The 22,048-nt window shown below is 46.2% G+C and carries 15 protein-coding genes and 1 pseudogene; 15 read left to right on the top strand and 1 reads right to left on the bottom strand.

Annotation, left to right across the window (positions count from 1 at the left end; all coding sequences use genetic code 11):
• Positions 1-178: 178 nt before the first annotated feature.
• The 14 genes and pseudogenes from AC1S8V_RS17850 to AC1S8V_RS17785 all read left to right on the top strand — a co-directional run bounded on the left by AC1S8V_RS17850 (position 179) and on the right by AC1S8V_RS17785 (position 20,603).
• Positions 179-1,429, top strand: coding sequence for a putative amidoligase domain-containing protein (locus tag AC1S8V_RS17850; RefSeq protein WP_482070152.1), 1,251 nt, complete (start codon positions 179-181; stop codon positions 1,427-1,429).
• A 383-nt stretch (positions 1,430-1,812) separates the two neighbouring features.
• Positions 1,813-4,614 carry a DNA mismatch repair protein MutS gene (mutS, locus tag AC1S8V_RS17845; protein WP_482070151.1) on the top strand — a complete coding sequence of 934 codons (2,802 nt, stop codon included), beginning with the start codon at positions 1,813-1,815 and terminating at the stop codon, positions 4,612-4,614.
• A 21-nt stretch (positions 4,615-4,635) separates the two neighbouring features.
• Positions 4,636-6,888 (top strand): DNA mismatch repair endonuclease MutL, encoded by a 2,253-nt coding sequence (gene mutL, locus AC1S8V_RS17840; RefSeq protein ID WP_482070150.1) that lies wholly within the window; start codon positions 4,636-4,638, stop codon positions 6,886-6,888.
• Positions 6,889-6,905: 17 nt separating this feature from the next.
• Entirely contained in the window at positions 6,906-7,691 is a 786-nt protein-coding gene (locus AC1S8V_RS17835; protein ID WP_482070149.1) for a class I SAM-dependent methyltransferase, read from the top strand.
• Positions 7,681-8,634 carry a tRNA (adenosine(37)-N6)-dimethylallyltransferase MiaA gene (gene miaA, locus AC1S8V_RS17830; protein WP_482074519.1) on the top strand — a complete coding sequence of 318 codons (954 nt, stop codon included), beginning with the start codon at positions 7,681-7,683 and terminating at the stop codon, positions 8,632-8,634. Before AC1S8V_RS17835 ends, miaA begins: the two co-directional genes overlap by 11 nt.
• Before the next feature lie 369 nt (positions 8,635-9,003).
• A complete protein-coding gene (gene hfq, locus AC1S8V_RS17825; RefSeq protein WP_017687918.1) occupies positions 9,004-9,246 on the top strand; it encodes an RNA chaperone Hfq in 243 nt (80 codons plus the stop codon).
• Positions 9,247-9,415: 169 nt separating this feature from the next.
• The gene (locus AC1S8V_RS17820; RefSeq protein ID WP_482070148.1) at positions 9,416-12,091 is read left to right on the top strand and encodes a transglycosylase domain-containing protein; all 2,676 of its coding nucleotides are present in this window, start codon (positions 9,416-9,418) and stop codon (positions 12,089-12,091) included.
• A 286-nt stretch (positions 12,092-12,377) separates the two neighbouring features.
• On the top strand, positions 12,378-12,941 hold the full coding sequence (locus AC1S8V_RS17815; RefSeq protein WP_482070147.1) for a ribonuclease FAU-1 family protein: 564 nt from the start codon (positions 12,378-12,380) through the stop codon (positions 12,939-12,941).
• A 113-nt stretch (positions 12,942-13,054) separates the two neighbouring features.
• Positions 13,055-14,026: an AAA family ATPase gene (locus AC1S8V_RS17810; protein ID WP_339309832.1), complete on the top strand. Its 972-nt coding sequence runs from the start codon at positions 13,055-13,057 to the stop codon at positions 14,024-14,026.
• A gap of 124 nt (positions 14,027-14,150) precedes the next feature.
• The gene (hflX, locus tag AC1S8V_RS17805; protein ID WP_482070146.1) at positions 14,151-15,437 is read left to right on the top strand and encodes a GTPase HflX; all 1,287 of its coding nucleotides are present in this window, start codon (positions 14,151-14,153) and stop codon (positions 15,435-15,437) included.
• An 84-nt stretch (positions 15,438-15,521) separates the two neighbouring features.
• Complete coding sequence (locus AC1S8V_RS17800; protein WP_482070145.1) at positions 15,522-16,775, top strand: methionine gamma-lyase family protein; 1,254 nt, start codon at positions 15,522-15,524, stop codon at positions 16,773-16,775.
• A gap of 82 nt (positions 16,776-16,857) precedes the next feature.
• A complete protein-coding gene (locus AC1S8V_RS17795) occupies positions 16,858-17,271 on the top strand; it encodes a MerR family transcriptional regulator (RefSeq protein ID WP_056689944.1) in 414 nt (137 codons plus the stop codon).
• A gap of 129 nt (positions 17,272-17,400) precedes the next feature.
• A complete protein-coding gene (gene glnA / locus AC1S8V_RS17790; RefSeq protein ID WP_482070144.1) occupies positions 17,401-18,729 on the top strand; it encodes a type I glutamate--ammonia ligase in 1,329 nt (442 codons plus the stop codon).
• Positions 18,730-19,359: 630 nt separating this feature from the next.
• Positions 19,360-20,603 (top strand): annotated as a pseudogene (locus tag AC1S8V_RS17785) (aldehyde dehydrogenase).
• Between the two features lie 110 nt (positions 20,604-20,713).
• Here the strand turns inward: AC1S8V_RS17785 and lexA are convergent.
• Positions 20,714-21,340, bottom strand: coding sequence for a transcriptional repressor LexA (lexA, locus tag AC1S8V_RS17780; protein WP_017688034.1), 627 nt, complete (start codon positions 21,338-21,340; stop codon positions 20,714-20,716).
• 296 nt (positions 21,341-21,636) lie between these two features.
• On the opposite strand from lexA, the gene AC1S8V_RS17775 reads away from it, so the two are divergent.
• Positions 21,637-22,014, top strand: a complete 378-nt coding sequence (locus AC1S8V_RS17775; protein ID WP_482070143.1) for a LysM peptidoglycan-binding domain-containing protein — start codon at positions 21,637-21,639, stop codon at positions 22,012-22,014.
• The last annotated feature ends 34 nt before the right edge of the window (positions 22,015-22,048 follow it).

Below are 22,048 nucleotides of genomic sequence, written 5' to 3'. Positions count from 1 at the left end.
CTAAGGTATCATATGCGCCAGAAGGCGCGGTGAAGAGGGCGTAAGCCCTCTTTCTTCTTAAATATTGAAAAATGGGTGGTAACGAGCCTCGCAATGTGCCTGGAATACCTTTCACGGGAAGGCTCCGCATTGCGGGGTTATTTTTATTTTAGTTGCATGATCCGGGAGGGGGGACGTAATGAATGTGATGGAACAAGCGGAGGAAGCGTTACGCCGATATGAAAGCATGACCTCTGCTGAACGTACCGAGCGGTTGAAACAGGCAGGCATTGAAGTATTGTCACTGCGCGATCGGCGTAAACGTGAACCAGGTTTGCGTGTACGCTATGATGCAGAGATAATCTGTCTGCAGGCGATCCGGATCAAGCACAAGGATACTAGCGGCATGGGAGGGACACAGGAAACTCTGTTGGAGCGTGAAGCGAGTTCAACCTTGTTCAAGCGAGTTGAACGTCTTGCGATCAAAACGCTGTATACGCTGGGACTGGATCATGGAGCTGTTCGAATGGAATCCTCCGGGAACGGTGGTTGTGCGGTGATTTCGATCGATCCGGGTCCCTGGAAAGGGGTGACCAACCTTGCTGCTACCTATAGGGAAAGCTGGAAGCAGCATCAGGAACTGCTGGATGAGGAGCAGAGTCACAGACCCGTTCCCATACTCGGCATGGACCCGGAGTTTCTTCTGGTGCAGATGCCAGAATCCAAAATCGTACCCGCTTCCAGATTTCTTGAACGTACTGGAATGGCAGGCTGTGATTCCGTAACGATTGGTGGACGGCGCATATATCCGGTTGCCGAATTGCGGCCCGCTCCCAGTTCCGAGCCACGAGAGCTGCTGGCTCATCTGATGAGGGCATTCGCAGCCGCTTCCCGCAGCATCAGTGATCACTCGCTCATCTGGCAGGCAGGAGGGATGCCACAGCGGGGGTTACCTCTGGGTGGTCATATTCATTTTAGCGGCGTGAATCTTACCGGGGAACTGCTCCGTGCACTGGACAATTATCTGGCATTACCATTGGCATTTCTCCAAGACCCGCGTGGATCGGGAAGACGGCCCCGGTATGGAGCACTTGGTGATTTTCGCCTGAAATCCTACGGTGGTTTTGAATATCGTACGTTACCCAGCTTTCTTGTGTCACCCCTTGTTGCGAAAGGCGTTGTGGCCTTGGCAGGTCTGATCGCGAGCGGGTATACTCAATTATGGCAGCGTCCGTTGGCAAAAGCTGAAGTTCATACCGCTTTTTATGAAGGAAAGCGCGAAGTGATCAAGGAACACATTCCAGCTCTGATAGATGACCTGAAGAAGTTGGATGGATATGCACGTTATGAACGGTATGCGTCTCCGCTACTCCTTCAATTAAAACTGGGAAGAACCTGGGATGAGAGCCGAGATATCCGTAAACTCTGGAATATTCGGGCAGGTTCATGAAGAATGGACGTTTTTTTGATATAATAAGAAACAAGTCTTTTTAAGTGCGTGTTCAAAAAGATCGGTTTTCAGTACCGAGAAGATGGGATGAAGCTAGAAATGGAGTAGCGGAGCGTAGGAAAACTACGTGAGCAACGGATATTTCGGCTGAATGCCATATTCGACGCTGAGGATGCCACTAGGCATCCTTCGTAATCAAAAGCGGACTTTTTGAACAACCTTTATAAGTAATAGCTACGGAAGATATGGAGCAGCAACCCTTGAAGGAAGTGGCGAATAGCCAACATAAGGCGGAGGCGCAAATACAGTGCCTGACCGTCTTATTGTCCTTCCAGGACGCGTTTCTTCCTGACATTATAGGAACGGGATGGAGGATATTCATCATGGCTCAGTATACGCCAATGATTCAACAATATTTGCAGGTGAAGGCCGAAGCAGAGGATGCTTTTCTATTTTTTAGACTGGGTGATTTCTATGAACTGTTCTTCGAGGATGCGATTAATGCTGCCCGTGAACTTGAGATCACGCTGACTGCACGCAATGGGGGCACGGATGACAAAATTCCGATGTGCGGTGTACCTTATCATTCGGCTGACAATTACATACAGCGTCTGATTGAAAAAGGATATAAAGTTGCGATATGCGAACAGATGGAAGATGCAAGTGTTACCAAAGGCATGGTACGACGTGAAATTGTACGTGTGGTTACACCCGGAACGGTAATGGAAGGCAAGACACTGGGGGACAAGTCCAACAACTACATGGTCTGTCTTACAGGTAATCAGAATACGCTGGCGCTGGCGGCCTGTGATCTGTCCACGGGTGAGTTGTATGTGACATCGGTGCCCTATTCCAAGGAATGGCTCAAGGATGAGATCGGCATCTATGAACCATCGGAGCTGGTTGGGGATGCAGCGCTGCTTGAAACGGTAGAAGCCGAGGCTTCTCCAATCGGTCGACCTGTGGTCTACACATCATGGACAAAGAATAAGGAAGATCTGGTCCGTCAGCAGTTTGGCGAGGCTGTGTGGGCCAGACTGGAGCCTGAGCGTCAAGCGTGCATTGCACGCCTTTTCTCGTATCTAAGTGAGACACAGAAACGTTCTCTCGGGCAATTAACACAGATCTCAACCTATGAGCCAGATCATTATATGATTCTGGACCCGTTTACCCGCCGGAACCTGGAATTGGTGGAAACCGTGCGTGAACGCTCCAAAAAAGGTTCATTACTCTGGTTGCTTGATCGGACGGAGACGTCCATGGGTGCGAGAATGCTGCGTCGTTGGGTTGATAAGCCATTGCTTCAAAAAGGGAAAATCAATGAGCGTCTGGAAGCGGTAGATACGCTGTACAACCAGTTTATACTGCGTGAGGACCTGCGCGCAGAGCTCAAAGACATCTATGATCTGGAGCGCTTGGTAGGCCGGATTGCGTTTGGTAATGCCAATGGTCGTGACCTGAATGCGCTCAAGTCATCGCTGGAGAAAATTCCAGGGCTACGCCAGCATTGTGCAGGATCATCTTCTGCAACACTGCAGCATATTGCGAAAACGATGGATGATTGCAATGATCTGCGTGAAGCGATCGGGCAAGCCATTGTGGACGAGCCGCCGGTATCGGTAAGGGACGGAGGTCTCATTCGTGAAGGGTACCATGAACGTCTGGATGAATTACGTGAGGCTTCGGTCAACGGGAAGCAGTGGATTGCGGAGCTGGAAGCGCGAGAGCGTGAGGCGACAGGCATTCGATCGCTGAAGATTGGATATAACAAAGTGTTTGGTTATTATATCGAGATCACCAAGTCCAATCTGTCCTCGCTGCCAGAGGGACGTTATGAACGTAAACAGACACTTGCCAATGCAGAACGTTACATTACGCCGGAGTTGAAGGAAAAAGAGACGCTGATTCTCGAAGCTCAGGACAAAATGGTTGATATTGAGTATGGGCTGTTCGCAGAGCTGCGCGAGCGGCTGAACAAAGAGATCGCAAGACTGCAAAAGCTGGCTGAACAGGTAGCGGAAATTGATGTGTATCAATCTTTTGCGGTGATCAGTGCTGAGCGAAACTTTGTACGTCCTACGTTGACCGACGGTTATGATCTGGTTGTGGAAGAAGGACGCCATCCGGTCGTTGAGGCGGTCATGCGAGATGGCGCATTTATTGCCAATCACACCGCAATGACCAAGGAAGAGGCACGTATTCTGCTGATTACTGGACCAAATATGGCTGGTAAGAGTACGTATATGCGACAGGTCGCTTTAATCTCCATTTTGGCGCAAGTAGGTTGTTTTGTACCTGCGGGTCAGGCGGAAGTGCCGATCATGGATCGCATTTTCACACGGATCGGTGCCGCGGATGATCTCATTGGCGGACAAAGCACATTCATGGTGGAGATGGCCGACATTCAGGTCATGACGGACAAAGCCACACCACGCAGTCTGATTATTATCGATGAATTGGGACGTGGGACATCGACCAGCGAAGGTATGGCGATTGCTCAGTCTGTTATTGAATATGTACATGATATTATCGGCTGTAAAGCTCTTGTATCAACTCATTTCCATGAACTTGCTCATCTGGAGGAGAGTCTGGACAAGCTGGCCAACTACTCGATGGCGGTACAGGAGAGTGGTGACAAAGTTAATTTCCTGCGCAAATTGATTGCCGGGGCAGCCAGCAGCAGTTATGGTATCTATTGTGCACGCCTTGCAGGTCTGCCTGATAGTATTATTGAGCGGGCGAATGGACTTTTGCATGGGTTTGAACATGCGGCAGCTCAGGTTGCGGTGGGCAGTGAATATATCGGAAACGAGAAGCAGGAAGAAGGCTTGAAATTAAAAGGTGGAGAATTTCAGCATACGGATTCAGCACCATTGATCCGGGAACACGAGATTGTGGAGAGTGCAGAGTACACACCTTCTATTGAAGATTCGGTTGGGAAGCAACATGCCAGGAAATCAAACAGCAAAGGACAGTCCAGCGCAAACCATTCGGATGTGGTTCAACTGTCCATCTTTGGGGATGATGAGCCGAATGTGGCAACGAAACCGGATGTAGTTGCGGTGGATAAACCAGCGCGAGAATTCATCCGTACGATGAAAGATATCGATGTCATGAATATGACGCCTCTTCAGGCGATGCAGATATTGAATGAACTCAAATTGAAGGCACAGCAATTATCCTGAGTATAAGGGAGGGGAAAACCTGTGGCGAAAATACATGTGCTTGATGAACATATTGCCAACCAGATCGCGGCGGGTGAAGTGGTCGAACGGCCTGCTTCAGTTGTCAAAGAGTTGCTCGAAAACTCGGTGGATGCAGGCGCCACCAAGATTGAAGTGACGGTGGAAGAGGGCGGACTCCTCAGTATTCGTGTCAAAGACAATGGTACAGGTATTGAGCCAGAGGATATGGAAACTGCCTTTTATCGTCATGCGACCAGTAAAATAGCTCATGGCCGAGATCTGTTCCAGATCACAAGTCTTGGATTCCGCGGAGAAGCCTTGGCGAGTATTGCCGCGGTATCCAAGGTAGAGGTGTTATCGGCAAGTGACAATGACGGGCGAGGGCGCCGCATCGTGATTGAAGGCGGGAACCTTGTCTCTCATGAAGATGCAACCTCACCCCAAGGTACAGATTTTGCAGTGAGAGAACTATTTTACAATACACCAGCCAGACTCAAATATATGAAAACGATCCAGACGGAGCTGGGACATATTTCAGATGTCCTATACCGGATGGCGATGTCTCATCCCAACATTTCATTCCGACTGCGCCATAATGAGAATGTGTTGCTTCAGACGTTGGGCAACGGCGATCTGCTGCAAGTGGTTGCAGCGATCTATGGTACAAGTGCAGCAAAAGCGATGCTCCCCATCCAGGGAGAAAGTCTGGATTACCGGGTGAGCGGGCTGATCAGCCTGCCAGAATGGACACGAGCGAATCGTAATGGTATGTCAACGATTGTTAATGGGAGATTTGTTCGCAATTACGGTCTCAATCAGGCGATTCTCAAAGCCTACCATACCTTGCTGCCCATTAATCGCTTTCCACTTGTCGTGGTGCAGTTGGAGATGCACCCCTCTCTTGTTGATGTGAACGTGCATCCGGCCAAGTTGGAGGTTCGCTTCAGCAAGGAACCAGAACTGTATGAATTCATAGAGACGACGTTGCGGGGTATACTCCGGCAGGAGGTATTAATTCCACAGGTCAAAAAACAGCAGATTCGACGTGGAGACGATAGTTCCTTTATTCAGGAACAATTCCTCTTTCCACGTGGTCCGCTGAAAGATGCATCTGATGCAGAAGGATATGGGCAACAAGGCCCACTTGGGAAACCTACTGCTGCACCTCTGAAGTTAACTGCGGAAGATGATGATCTGGATTTGGATGCTCCGGCGGATGTGTCCACAGCACAGCCGGTATCTGAACAGGGTCACTCAGTGCCGTTGCCCGAAGCTCCACCTGAGATTACACACCCCCCTGTGCAGTTAGAAAGTTGGAACGGGGATATTTTGCAGAAGATTGCTAGTCATGACGGGGGGCAGACATCCGTTAACGTGCAAGAAGGCACTAAGGATGCAAGTTCAAGTACAAGTACAAGTACAAGTACAAGTACAAGTACAAGTTCTACCGAAACTGTTCCCAAATCTGACCTCTCTTCTCAAGATGATGGGGATCGTGGAGCAACAGAAAAACCGTTGGCTGAAGGTAAACCAGCTACGTATCGCTCCGATTCCGTATATTCACCGGTTAGGGAAGCACGTTCATCGTATAATCCGTCTTCAGTTCCGAGAAGTGAACGGACGTGGAAAACTTCAGGTCTACCTGATGCTACTAAACTTGCTGCTGCCATTAAATCAGATGCATCCATGCCTGTATTTCCGGAGCTGAGTCTGATCGGACAGCATCATGGTACGTATTTGATCGCGCAAAATGACCAAGGTTTATATTTGATCGATCAGCATGCTGCTCATGAACGCGTGAATTATGAGTACTATTACGAGAAATTCGGTAACCCTGCCCAGGCCTCGCAAGAGTTACTGCTGCCTATTACGCTGGAGTTTACACCTTCGGAGACAGAAAAGCTGAAAACAAGACTGGCCTGGTTTGAGCAGGCAGGTGTATATTTGGAGCATTTTGGTGGACAGACGTTCCGTGTGCGTTCCCACCCGTTCTGGTTCCCCAAAGGGGACGAGAAAGACATTATCGAAGAGATGTCCGAATGGGTTCTTAGTGAACGCAGCATAGATGTAGCCAAGATGCGAGAAGCTGCATCCATTATGTGCTCCTGCAAGGCGTCCATCAAAGCAAACCAAAAGTTGACGGATCAGGAAGCGGAAGTGTTGATTCAGCGTCTGGGTTCATGTCGTCAGCCCTACACTTGTCCTCATGGGCGGCCGATTGTGGTGTCATTTTCAACGTATGATCTGGAAAAATTATTTAAACGAGTGATGTAGCTATTTAGGGGGACATTATGTACATTACAACCGGTGACAAGGAGATTGCCTCTCAGGTGGAGCGTGCGCGTAAGCTCGCCGAAACGACAGGAGGTACCTACGTACCGCGCAATAGAACGTCTTTACCCAAACTGATTGAACATTATGGTATCAACGAAATACTGGTCGTGCTCAATGGCAGAGCGCGCTTGTTTCGCAAGGATGCAACGGAACTGGAGTTTCACCCCAGTATGGGATTTGTTCGCGCTAAACGTGTTCTAAGAGGTGAAGCCGATCCGATGCTGGAAGCTGGTGCGGTACTCGAAGGCGACACCATTCTTGATTGTACCGCTGGACTCGGTTCAGATGCGCTGGTATTTTCGGTTGCGGCTGGTAAGAGTGGTCGGGTCATCGCATGTGAGAGTTCTCAACCGCTCTATACATTGCTGCTGGAGGGCATGTCCCATTATAAGAGCAACCAGCCCTTGGTGGATGAGGCTTTTCGGCGCATAGATCTGCGGCATGTGGATCATCTTGAGTTACTGCGTTCCATGCCGGATCAAAGCTGTGACACCGTATATTTTGACCCCATGTTCCGTGAACCGATGATGGATTCAAGTGCTATACAGCCCTTGCGAGATTATGCAAATGCTCACGCGCTGGATGAACAGAGCATTATGGAAGCGAAACGGGTTGCCCGTAAACGGGTAGTGATGAAAGAAAAGCGCGGCAGCGCGGAGTTTGACAGGCTCGGATTTGAAATACTTGATCGGGCGAATGCAAAAACCCTGTACGGAGTGATTAATGTTGAAAATGGAAGTTAAACCAAAACCTAAACTGCTTGTGCTCGTTGGACCAACAGCAGTAGGCAAAACAAGAATGAGCATCGAGCTTGCCCAAGCATTCAATTGTGAGATTATCTCGGGGGATTCGATGCAGGTATATCGTGAAATGGATATCGGAACAGCCAAGATTACCTCTGAAGAAATGAAGGGTGTACCTCATCATCTCATTGATATCCATGAACCGGAGTATCCGTATTCTGTGGCCGAATTTCAGGAGAGTTGTACACGATTGATTCGTGAGATCCATGAACGCGGTAAAATGCCTTTTATTGTAGGTGGCACCGGTCTGTACGTGGAATCGGTATGTTACGGCTTCCAATTTTCCGATAGTGGTTCGGATGAAGCGTTCAGGGAGCAACAATTCAGCTATGCAGAGCAACATGGAGCACAGGCCCTTCATGATCGATTGAGGGAAGTTGACCCAGTCAGTGCGGATCGTCTGCATCCGAATGACCAGCGGCGAATTGTGCGTGCGCTTGAAATCCATCACCTCACAGGCGAGAAGTGGTCTGATCAGCTGGCAGTACAGAAGAAAGAATCGCCTTATGATCTTCTTATCGTTGGTTTGACAATGGATCGCCAGAAGTTATATGCCCGGGTAGAAGAGCGAATTGATCTGATGATCGAACAAGGTCTGGTGGATGAGGTGAAGTCGCTGTTGGAACGAGGAGTGGCCAGAGGTCATATTTCCATGCAAGGACTGGGGTATAAGGAAATTGCAGCGTACTTACAAGGGGAAGTGAGCTGGGAAGCAGCGGTTGAGTGGTTGAAAAGGGATACGCGCCGTTTTGCCAAACGTCAGCTTTCCTGGTTCCGCCATATGAAGGATATTGAATGGGTGGACATGACGGATACCGAAGATTTTGCAGGCAATTATAAGCAGGTAAGTGACTTGATTACACGAAAATTTGGACTGATTTGAGCGATTATTAGTCTTGATCTGATCCGCTTGGAATAGATTGCGACATATGAACCTCTATCTTTTTGATATTAAAAAGGGTAGAGGTTTTTGCTTATAACTAGAACAGATGGGAGAGATGGAGGGTTCATCAAACAAGCAAGGAATGCGCTTAGAAACGAAGAATTTGTCCCTCTTTTGCAAATCTGGCAAGCGGTGTATAATGGATAAGTCTTCTAGTTATGCACCACGTCAAGATTGGGTGAAAAATAGCAGACAAGGGGTTTTTGTGGATTATATGAAACTGTTCATGATATAATAGCACGAAAGCTACTCAGCGATATTGAATATTACTCGAACACGAATTCAAATGAACCAATGGGGGTACGGCTAATGAACAAGTCCATCAACATCCAAGATACGTTCTTGAACCAACTGCGGAAAGAAAATATTCCTGCCACGGTCTATCTGACTAACGGCTTCCAAATCCGCGGGACGATCAAGGCATTTGACAATTTTACGATCGTCATTGACAGCGACGGACGCCAGCAAATGGTCTACAAGCATGCCATCTCCACGTTCACGCCGCAACGCAGCGTATCGCTGATGCAGCAAGATAACAGCGGCGAAGCTTAAAAAATGTCGAAACCTTTTCACCAACCATTTCGTCTACAAGTATAGGCAGTGAAACAGAGCAACCTGAATAAAGGGTTGTTCTTTTCATTCCGGGCAAAATATGTTTAATATATGCCTGAGCCTACAGACGAATAGAAATTATGCAACCGAAAGGGAGTCAGGAGGTAACATGCCAAACGATCCGTTGTCGAGGTCTAACAATCGCAACAGCAATAACAAGTCACCCAAAAAAGCGAAGCCAAAGACCTCTAAAAAGAAAAAAATTACGGGTAAACGCGTTGGATGGACACTGTTTTTCACAATGGCAATCGCAATATTCTGTGCACTAGGCGGATATTTATTTATTATGGTGAGTGGTGAAAATCTGCTCAAAGCCAACAAGGACAAAACCACAATTAATGAAACTTCAAAAGTATATGATCGCAATGGCCAATTAATGGGGGAGCTGTCCATTCAGAAGCTGGACCCCGTCAAAGAAGATGATATTCCTGAGCTGGTGAAGCAAGCCTTTGTCGCAACGGAGGATAAGCGATTCTACGATCATCAGGGCGTGGATATCTGGTCCATTGGGCGTGCGGCGGTTAAGGACGTCATGGCCCGTTCCATGGTGGAAGGTGGTAGTACACTAACCCAACAGCTTGCCAAGAACATGTTCTTGTCCCGTGACAAGACATTCTTCCGTAAAGCAACGGAAGTATCGATTGCAATGGCATTAGAGCGCAAGTACACAAAAGACGAAATCCTGACGATGTACCTGAACCGGATATTCTTCGGTCATCAGCGTTACGGGATTAAAGCAGCATCTGAATTTTATTTTGGAGAAAAAGATCTGAATGAACTTGAATTGTGGGAAATTGCCACACTCGCCGCGATGCCCAAGGGGCCTTCTGCCTACAATCCGGTGAGCAATCCGAACGATTCCAAGGCACGCCGTGGCGTTGTTCTCCAGCTGATGTATGAACAAGGCTACATCACGAAGGAAGAGATGGATAAAGCTAAAGCGGTAGATTATAACTACAAGCGACCAGAGAAAGACATGAAGTATCAAGCCTTTATTGATTATGTGCTCCGTGAAGCTGAACGAGTAACAGGCAAAACGGAAGATGATCTGAATATCGGCGGATACAAAATCTATACAACGATGGATGCTCAGGCTCAAACAGCCATGGAAACTGCCTTCACAGATGATAGTCTGTTTGAGGCAAGCAAAGACGATCAACAGGTTCAAGGCTCCATGGTTATCATGAATCACGAGAATGGCAGTCTCGTTGCCCTCTTGGGTGGACGGGATTATCAGACTAAAGGCTATAGCCGTGTAACGCAGAGTCGAAGACAACCAGGTTCAGCTTTTAAACCGATTGTGTCTTATGCACCGGCTCTTGAATCAGGAAATTACAGTGCCAATTCGTCGCTGAGTAATGCGAAGCAATGTTTTGGTAACTACTGTCCTGGCAACTTGCATGGATATTCTTCAACGATCAGTATGACGGAAGCCATTACGAAGTCGGAAAATATTCCTGCGGTTTGGCTACTTGATAAAATAGGCGTTAACACAGGCATTAATTTTGCCAAGAGTGTAGGTATACAGCTGACAGATGAAGACAAAAACCTGGCGATTGCCCTCGGTGGTCTAAGTAAAGGTACAAATACACTGGAAATGGCGCAAGCCTATAGTGCATTTGCCAACCTCGGAGAATACCGACAAGCCTATTCGATTAAGGAAATTAAGGATAGCGCAGGCAAAACGACGTACAAACACGATAACTCGGACACAACGCGTGTCATGAGTGAGCAAAATGCGTATCAGCTTACACAGATGCTCCAGAACGTTGTTAATGACGGTACGGGACGTTCAGCGCGTCTGGATCGTCCGGTAGCGGGTAAAACAGGAACTGTTCAAAGTGGTATCTCTGGCAACAGTGCCAACCGTGATGTATGGTTTGTTGGATACACACCGGAATGGACTGCCGCAGTCTGGATGGGCTATGACAATCCGGATGCCAATCATATGCTTAAGAACAGCAGTAAGCTGTCGGCAGCTTTCTTTGCCAAAGTCATGGGAGATGCTTTAAAAGGCGTTCCCGTGAAGCAATTCAAAGCACCAGCTGGAGGGCAGGCACCTCCGCCAGTAGAAGAACCAGAAAAGCCGGCTCTGTCCGTTAGTGGGCTGAGTGGATCATACGATCCAAATGCACAAACCGTCTCCCTGAGTTGGACTGGAACGGGTGACGCGAGTACGCAATATCGGATTTATCGGAAAGAAACATCTGAAGCCCAGTTCACTCATCTCATTGATGCAATAGGAGCGACCAATGCACAAGATTTAAGTGCGTTGCCTGGTCTAACCTATGAGTACTATGTGACAGCCTATGACTTGGCATCAGGACTGGAGACGGATCCTTCCAACACCATTTCTCTGATGATTGAAGCACAGGAAATGCCACCGGAGGAACCTGATCCTGGTATAGACCCAGGAACAGAGACGGATCCTGAGCAGCCAGGTACGGAGAATCCAGACAATGGTTCACCGGATAATGGCAACTCGAACGGTAACAACGGGAACGGGAATGAAAATGGCAACAACGGCAATGGTAATGGGAATAACGGAAACAATGGTAATAACGGCGGAGCCGGTCAAGGAAACGGTCAAGGAAACGGTCAACCTGGGGGAGGAAACACGACCCCACCTGGTCAGGGGACAACAGAGCCAGGAGGCACCGGTGAAGGTTCCGATGATGGGGCCGTAACGACGCCGGGCGAGGTTGTAACCCCGGACAGCGGAACGAGTGGTGATACTGGAGGAACAGATGCACCTGCAGATTCTCAAGCTGGAACCGGCGGCTAAGCCATTGAATAACTAAATAGCTACATTAAAAAACTGCTTCCCGGAATACCGGTGAAGCAGTTTTTTTGTGTTGTACGGAACTATCATTAATAGAAGCTCATTTGATGAATAGGTGGGACAAAGCTTGATTTTGAGTGTATACCTTAAATATGGTAAGCTGTAACTATTCGTAATACGTTGTGCAAGGGCGGGTCCAGAGCGCTGGAAGCCATCATGCGGACGTTATTGCATTGTTCACCAATATCAGCGCAGGTCACGGGCCTGTAGTCGGCAAAGAGGGGTTCGTATGAAACGGAAATTCGGGGACCGCGCGAACTGGCGCCGGATTACGAACCGACAATTCACATGCCGGTTCGTTCAATCCAAAATGTTCACAGGTTATATTACGTTGTACACCATACAGGATTTGAAAGAACCTCTGTGGAAAACATATGGAGGCAGTACCTTCTGTATCGCAGATAAAGGTTATTCCTGGCTGCAATACTATCCGAAGGGAGAGCACTTCGTAGTTACAGCGATGTTTGACGATCAGGAACGGATTGTGGAGTGGTACATTGATACATGTCGTAGTCAGGGGATAACTGATCAGGGTGTCCCTTGGTTTGATGACCTCTATCTGGATGTCGTTGTACTGAAAGATGGAGAAGTATTTTTGCTGGATGAAGATGAGCTTGAAGATGCACTGTCACGGAAGCACATTACGACGGGTGATTATGACTTGGCGAACAAGACAGCAAAGGAACTGCTGCATGCCATTGATGCACATGTATTTCCGTACTTTCATTTATCGCTGAAACACAGGCAGAGTTTGTTTGAGAACGGAGAGTTTCGAAAAAACATTCAGATTTGAGACATGTACTTCGTCGCTGAATTCTTCTTCATGATCCTTCTAATATTGGAGCACCTGATAGAATACATTAATAATCAGGAGAGTTCAGCCCGATAAAATAGAGGTGATGGCGAATGAACGGACGGGTCATGGCTGCAGGAGAGCAACCAGGAGGCAGACCATCCAGACAAATTAATATTGTGTTGCGTAACCAGGAACCTCAGATGTTGGTCAAAGATGAAGCGGCGGCAGTGCAGGCAGCTAAGAGTGTAACCAAACATGCGCACTTCCAAGAGATACAGGGTGAATTGGAGCAACTGGTTGGACTTGAAAATATCAAAGACTTGGTATTTGAAATTTATGCTTTTCTACAGATTGCTCAGATGCGTACCGAAGCAGGTTTACTTAGTGGTGCGCACGTGTATCATATGATTTTTAAAGGCAATCCGGGGACTGGTAAGACAACCGTAGCCAGAATCGTTGCCAAACTCTTTCAGAAGATGGGTGTGTTGAGTAAAGGGCATCTTATTGAAGTAGAGCGTGCGGATCTGGTTGGAGAATATATCGGTCACACGGCGCAGAAAACAAGAGATCTGGTCAAGAAGGCACTCGGTGGGATCTTGTTCATTGATGAAGCTTACAGTTTGGCTCGCGGTGGTGAGAAGGATTTCGGTAAGGAAGCAATCGATACGCTGGTTAAATCCATGGAAGATAACAAAAATCAGTTTATATTGATTCTTGCCGGGTACTCCGAAGAGATTGATTTTTTTCTCCAGACGAACCCCGGATTACCTTCTCGCTTCCCCATTCAAGTGGAGTTTCCGGACTATAGCATTGATCAATTGATTCAAATCTCTGAGATTATGGCCAAAGAGCGTGATTATATTCTAATGCCTCAGACCATACTCAAACTAAAGCAGCATTTGCTTCAGGAAAAAAATGATTCGCTGCATGCGTTCAGTAACGCCAGATACGTTCGTAATGCCATTGAGCGTTCGATCAGGCATCAGGCGGTTCGATTGTTGGAACAATATTCGGAAGGCAGTCCAGGTAAACTGGAGCTGATGACAATCCGTACAGAGGATTTGAACTTTGAGCGAAAGTAAGCGATAATATAGTTTTTACACCAGCCGGCCGGGCCAACCGGTTCGGCTTAAGGCATGCCATGGCATATTTGTGGCAATGAATATCATATCAACGGATTAGCAATTAGAGGGAGTGAACATATACATGACAAATGGCACGCATGATACAGATATGGTCAAGAAAGATCGCGCCGTCTTGGTGAGTCTTGTTACGGATGATGTAAAACGTACAGGTATCAATCCTGAGTACTCTTTAGAGGAATTGGTGAAACTTGCCGAGACAGCGGGAGTGGAAGTGCTGAGTGTGCTTTCTCAGAATAGGGAAAAACGTGATACCAAATGGTTCATTGGTAAAGGTAAGGTGGAAGAACTCCGTGCGATCGCAGAGGAACTCGGAGCAACTACAGCTATTTTTGATCAGGAATTGTCAGGTGCACAGGTTCGTAATCTGGAAGAGACACTGGATCTCAAAATTATTGACCGCACGCAATTGATTTTGGACATCTTCGCACAACGTGCCAACACAAGAGAAGGTATCATTCAAGTGGAATTGGCTCAACATAGCTATTTGCTGCCACGTTTGTCGGGTCATGGCAAGAACCTGTCCAGACTCGGTGGCGGAATCGGAACCAGAGGGCCGGGTGAAAGTAAGCTAGAGACAGACCGTCGTCACATCCGTGGTCGCATCGATGATCTGAAACGTCATCTGGAAGAACTGACACGTCATCGTAAATTGCATCGTGAACGCCGTAAAAAGACAGGTATTGTTCAGGTGGCTCTTGTTGGTTATACCAATGCTGGAAAATCAACCTTGCTCAAGCAGTTGACTGCTGCAGATGTTTATATTCAAGATCAGCTATTTGCTACACTGGATCCAACATCACGTACCATGGAGCTTCCGAGTGGTAAAGAAATCGTACTTACCGACACGGTTGGATTTATTCAAAATCTTCCGCATGATCTGATTGCAGCATTCCGGGCAACGCTGGAGGAAGTAAATGAAGCAGATCTCATCCTGCATGTTGTGGATGCCTCATCGGCAATGCGTGAAGATCAGATGCGAACGGTTAACACGATTCTGCAAGAACTTGGTGCAGGGGACAAGCCACAGCTAGTGCTTTATAACAAAAAAGATGCATGCACACCTGAACAGCTTGAAATGCTTCCATTGGATAAAGGCCATATTAAAGTAAGCGCATTAGACTCTGAGGATCTGCTTAAAATCCGCGAATTGATTCAGACAGAGCTTACAGGTGACACGAAGCGCTTCCGGATTCCGGCAGAACGTGGTGATCTTACGTCCGTACTCTACAAAATTGGTGATGTAGTGGATACCAGCTTTGAAGAAAATGATGTGATTTATGAAGTGGAATTGCAAAAAGGTGAGTATGAGAAATTTGGTTATATGCTTGAAGAGTTCATTGAATTGTAATACTCATGACATATTGATGTGATAAGTTGACACGATAATAGATATTTAACGTCAGATTCGTGCTATGAAGGGGAATGAAGTAATATGGTAAGCTTTGATTCAGAAATATCTGGACTTCAACATCAAGTGGAGCGTCAGATTGAAGGACAACTACAACAGATTGATCGGATCACGGATCACAACCAATGGAAGGTCATTCATGCTTTTCAACAGCGAAAAGTAAGTGATTTCCACTTTGCAGGTTCAACAGGTTATGCGTATAACGATCGTGGGCGTGAAGTGCTTGATGAAGTATATGCTGATGTTTTCGGTGCGGAAGCCGCTTTGGTACGTCCTCATTTTGCTTCAGGTACACATACGATTAGTACAGCTCTCTTTGGAGTGCTGCGCCCAGGTGATGAATTATTGTATATCACGGGTAAGCCTTATGACACGTTGCATAAAGTTATTGGCAAACCCGGCGATGGTACAGGTTCGTTACGTGATTTTGGCATCGGTTACCGTGAGACGGCCTTAACTGCTGAAGGTAGAGTGGACTGGGCAGCAGTTGAAAAAAGCATTACACCGGCTACAAAAGTCATTGGGATTCAACGTTCACGTGGTTATGACTGGCGCTCCTCCTTCTGTGTTGCTGAGATTGCCGAGATGGTTACGCGTGTTAAAGGTCTTAAGGAGGATGTCATCGTATTCGTAGATAATTGTTACGGTGAATTCACGGAGGAACGTGAACCGACAGAAGTCGGAGTTGATCTGATGGCCGGATCACTGATCAAGAATCCCGGTGGAGGAATTGCGGAAACCGGTGGATACATATGTGGGAAGGAACAGTACGTACAACTGGCAGCTTATCGTCTGACGGCTCCGGGAATTGGTGGAGAGGTGGGAGCGATGCTGGGGACAACACGTGGCATCTACCAAGGACTTTACATGGCTCCGACAATTGTAGGACAAGCTATCAAAGGAAGTACCTTTGCTGCTGCGATGTTTGCTGAATCCGGATTTGTAACCAAACCTGCTTGGAATGAAGCTCGCACAGATCTGATCCAGGCTGTTCAGTTTAGCTCTGCCGAGCATCTGATCGCCTTTGTGCAGGGGATTCAGCGTGCAGCAGCTGTGGATAGCCATGTGGTTCCTGAACCTTGGGATATGCCTGGTTATGAGCATCCTGTCATTATGGCGGCAGGTACGTTCATTCAGGGCGGAAGTCTGGAATTATCAGCCGACGCGCCTATTCGGGAGCCGTATATCGGGTATATGCAAGGCGGATTAACGTACTCTCATGTCAAATATGGCGTTTTGATGGCGTTACAGACCATGAAAGATCGTAAATTATTGTGAGTTTATCTAACACGTCATTGACACTTGGTAATAACTAAATGTACAATAGGGTGAAGAATAGATGACTGGAAGGTTGATGAACATGGGTGATGAAATTCGCAGAAATATGGCCTTATTCCCGATTGGTATTGTAATGAAACTTACGGATCTGTCCGCACGTCAGATTCGTTATTATGAGCAGCACAGCTTGATCGTTCCTGCGAGAACGTCAGGCAATCAACGGTTATTCTCTTTTAATGACGTAGAAAGATTGCTAGAGATTAAGGCTTTGATTGAAAAAGGAGTTAACATCGCGGGGATCAAACAAGTGATGAATCCTGTTTCGAAAGAATCCGAGGAAGCTACAGTTATCACGCCAGATACTGAAGTTAAACGCAGAGAGCTGTCCGATACGCAGTTGCACCGCTTGCTGAAGCAGCAGCTTGTATCTGGTAAGAGACCTGGACAAGTATCTCTCATTCAGGGAGAGCTTTCCCGATTCTTTAATAAAAAGTAAATTCGCATAACTTGGCGAGTGAGGGGAAAACATGCACTTTTGGTGTGAGACTCCTTGACCCGTGGAACTTTCTAATGTACAAATATAACAGGCAAGCCAAATACGCAGATAAGAAAGGGAGAGGTTATAGTGAGTTATACAAAAGAAGACATTCTCCGCATTTCGAAAGAAGAAAACGTACGATTCATTCGATTGCAATTTACTGATTTGCTTGGAGCTATCAAAAACGTTGAGATTCCTGTGAGCCAGTTGACTAAGGCTCTGGATAACAAAATGATGTTCGATGGATCTTCCATTGAAGGTTATGTACGTATTGAAGAGTCCGACATGTACCTCTATCCAGATCTAGATTCTTGGCTTATTTTCCCATGGGTAGCAGAGAACCGTGTTGCACGCCTGATTTGTGACGTATATCTTCCGGATGGTAATCCGTTCCCAGGAGATCCACGTGGCATCTTGAAACGAAACCTTAAGGAAGCCCAAGATATGGGATTCACTTCCTTCAACGTCGGTCCTGAACCTGAGTTCTTCTTGTTCAAAACAGACGAAAAAGGAAACCCGACTAACGAACTGAATGACCAAGGTGGTTATTTCGACCTTGCGCCTACGGATCTTGGTGAAAACTGTCGTCGTGATATTGTTATCACACTTGAAGAAATGGGCTTTGAGATCGAAGCTTCCCACCATGAGGTAGCTCCAGGTCAGCATGAGATCGACTTCAAATATGCTGATGCTCTGAAAGCAGCAGACCAGATCCAAACGTTCAAACTCGTTGTTAAAACAATTGCACGTCAGCATGGTTTACATGCTACCTTTATGCCGAAACCGCTGTTTGGGATGAACGGATCCGGTATGCACTGCAACCAATCCTTGTTCAAAGGCAATGTGAACGCATTCGTTGACGAGTCTGATGAGTTGGGTCTGAGCAAAACTGCACGTCACTTCATGGCTGGAACTCTGAAGCATGCACGTGCTTTTGCAGCAATTACTAACCCAACTGTGAACTCATACAAACGTCTTGTACCAGGTTATGAAGCCCCTTGTTATGTAGCATGGTCTGCGAGTAACCGTAGCCCAATGATCCGTATCCCAGCTTCCCGTGGTCTGAGTACACGTGTTGAGGTTCGTAACCCGGATCCGGCTGCTAACCCGTACCTGGCTTTGGCTGTATTGTTAAAAGCAGGTCTGGACGGAATCAAACGTGAGCTTTCCTTACCAGCTCCAATTGACCGTAACATCTACATCATGTCAGAAGAAGAGCGTGTGGAAGAAGGCATTCCAAGCTTGCCAGCTGACCTGAAAGAAGCATTGAATGAATTGATCCGCAGCGAAGTCATCTGTGACGCTCTCGGCGACCACGCCTTGGCTCACTTCTATGAGCTGAAAGAAATTGAGTGGGATATGTATAGAACACAAGTCCACCAATGGGAACGCGATCAATATATTACTTTGTACTAATAGCTCAATCCCTTGGCGCTCTAGCGCTGAGGGGTTTTTCTTTTTGTGGGCAAGTACCTATATATTTAAAGAAAAACCAAAGTGCTCACAAAATCCCCCAACTATCCCCCGAATTATTATTCATCAGCCAATATAGCTTTTCCGTATTTTATCTGAAACCAAGGCTTACTTGTAAATAACAATGTACATTTGTTCGTACATTTAGATAATCGTAAACCGTAAAACTCTCTTTTCATTAATGAAAAGGGAGTTTTTATATGTGTTATCTAAGCTCCCTTTTGATGGATAGTTTCACTTCATGTCTATAGTGCGCAATACTATATTCGCCTGTCTTGTAACCTATTAAATAGAAACTGAAGTCAGAATTTGCAGTAAACTGTTATTGAGAATCGAAAGCGAAAGAATTGAATAAAGCTTACTTAGAAATCTATTAGCTATAAATTGAAGATGATACTTGCTTTCGCTCTATTAAAACCCCACCAACTTTCAAATCAATGTTTCATTTGTATGTTGAAAGTTTCATATAGAAGAGGGATGCTTTAATTGAATTTTGAGCAATTTAATTTTAAATAACTAACTGGAGATGTTAACCATGATTCAAGCAAAACAAATGGTGACAGAACAACGCACATTTTTTTATACAAGACAAACTATATCGAGTATCGGATTAATGCGCTTCAACAGCTTAGAAAAGGAATTGAAAAGTATCAGCAACGGATTCAAGATGCACTTCGGGCGGATCTGAACAAATCTGAGGCGGAAGCTTACGGTTCCGAGATTCGCATTGTTTTGGGTGAACTGGATTTTGCATTAGAACACCTGCAGGAATGGGCTGCACCAAGACAAGTCCCAACCAATTCGGCTATGCCGGATGGGGTTAGCACCATTTACCCTGAACCATACGGAGTGGCTCTTATTATTGCACCTTGGAACTATCCTTTCCAATTAGCTTTTGGTCCACTGATTGGAGCGATTGCAGCTGGTAACTGTGCAGTTATCAAGCCTTCTGAATTAACACCAGCCGTATCTCGTCTGACGTATGATCTGATTCAGGAGTATATCGCAGTTATGGAAGGGGAAGTCGAAGCTAGCACAGCATTGTTAAAAGAGAAGTTTGATTATATTTTCTTCACAGGCAGCACAGGTGTTGGGCGCATTGTTATGAAGGCAGCAGCAGAGCATCTAACTCCTGTAACCCTGGAGCTAGGGGGTAAGAGTCCAGCTATAGTTCATAGCGATGCAGATCTGAAGCTGGTGGCCCAGCGTATTGTTCGTGGTAAGTTCCTGAATGCAGGGCAAACATGCGTTGCTCCGGATTACTTGCTTGTGCATGAACAAGTTCATGATGAACTAATCGATCTGATTGGCGCAGAGATCAAAGATAAATTTGGGGATGATGTGTTACAGAACAATGATTTTCCGCATATTGTCAACGCACGTAACTTTGATCGGTTGTCGAAATTCCTCACAGATGGCAAAACGCTAATTGGTGGACGTTCTGTACGTAAGCAGTTGCTTATTGAGCCGACGGTAATTGGAGATGTGAACTGGGAATCAGCTTCATGCAAGAAGAGATCTTCGGTCCGATTCTTCCTGTATTTACGTACAGTGACCTGAATCCTATGCTGGATGAGATTGTTCGCCGGCCAAAACCATTGGCGCTTTATCTCTTCACACAGGATGAGCAACTGCAGGATCAGGTTCTGAATCAAGTATCCTTTGGTGGCGGATGTATTAATGACACACTTTCTCATATGGCATCACATTATCTCCCGTTTGGTGGTGTAGGAGAGAGCGGTATGGGCTCATATCACGGACAACAGAGCTTTGATGTGTTCTCGCATCACAAGAGTGTTCTGAAACGCAGTGAATAATTAGCCGATAAAACAACATAAACATGAAAAAAGAGGTTGTCCTGTTCATCAGGGCAACCTCTTTTGGTATTTCATTGCATTACATCTAGTTTTGTTACTCATGTTAAATATTAATGAATATCTCGGAAAAGGCCAATGACTTTACCCAGAATACTAACGTGTTTCAAACGTAAAGGTTCGAAGGTCGCATTCTCCGGTTGAAGGCGAATATGATCTTTCTCTTTATAGAACGTTTTCACTGTAGCTTCATCGTCTTCAGTCATTGCAACGACGATATCACCGTTATCAGCAGTCTGCTGTTGACGGACAATAACATAATCTCCGTTAACGATTCCAGCTTCCACCATACTATCTCCGACTACCGAAAGCATAAATACTTTCTGTTCGCCTACATAATGTGTAGGAAGAGGGAAGTAGTCTTCAATGTTCTCGGTTGCAGTGATTGGAACCCCGGCTGTAACCTTACCAACAACAGGAATACGTGCAACGCTATGAGCAAATTGATGAGAATGCTCAGATTCTTCCTGGCTCAAAAGCTCAATAGCTCTTGGCTTGGTAGGGTCGCGTCGGATCAACCCTTTTTTCTCCAAACGATCCAAATGTCCATGTACTGTTGAGCTGGAAGCCAGTCCAACCGCTTCACCAATTTCCCGTACGGAAGGAGGATACCCCTTCAACCGGACTTCATTTCGTATAAACTCCAGAATAGCCTGCTGCCTGCTGGATATCTTCGACATACCGTATCAACCCCATTTTAGTAACGTTTGGGAAAATTATAACATAGAACCTCCGTTCGTACAAACATAAGTTCTAAATAAAATGGCATTAAATCAGTGTTTTTTAACTTTCAGAACAGAATTTGTCCAAAAGTCAGAGCATAATACTGCAAATGCTTTGCAAAAGGACTTCAATTAGGATAGTTCTCCCTCCAAAAAGAAGCGAACAATTGTTCTAAAAAGCTATTGAACAAAACAAGTGTTCGTGTTATATTGATTTCAACAGATAGGAACAAACGTTTGGAGGCGGGTATTTAATGAGATATTCTACTTATCAAAGCATTTACGAACCGATGAATTCGGAACTGGTGAAGTCTAACATAGGGAACTACAAGAAGGTTTTAGCGCGTTTCAAGATTTCTTCATGGATGCTAAAGGTGGCCATTACCTTTTTGATTATATTTATTGGATGTAGCACCGTTTTAACTGTATTTGCTGGCAATGAGAATGATGTTCTTCCAGGAGGAAAGATAGCCATTTCAGAAGGGGAAACATTATGGAGTATTTCTTTGGAACACAAGCCGTCGAATATGGATACACGTGTTTATATAGAAGCAATTAAGAAAGTGAATCAACTTCATACGACTTCGATCCAAGTGGGTCAGGTATTAACTCTACCGCAATTTGCAGAATAAAATGCAGATGAATGTGTGTTAGCGCGTGTCAGCT

The organism is Paenibacillus sp. B46(2026) (genome assembly GCF_056786355.1).
This window is presented reverse-complemented; position numbering and strand designations above follow the sequence as displayed.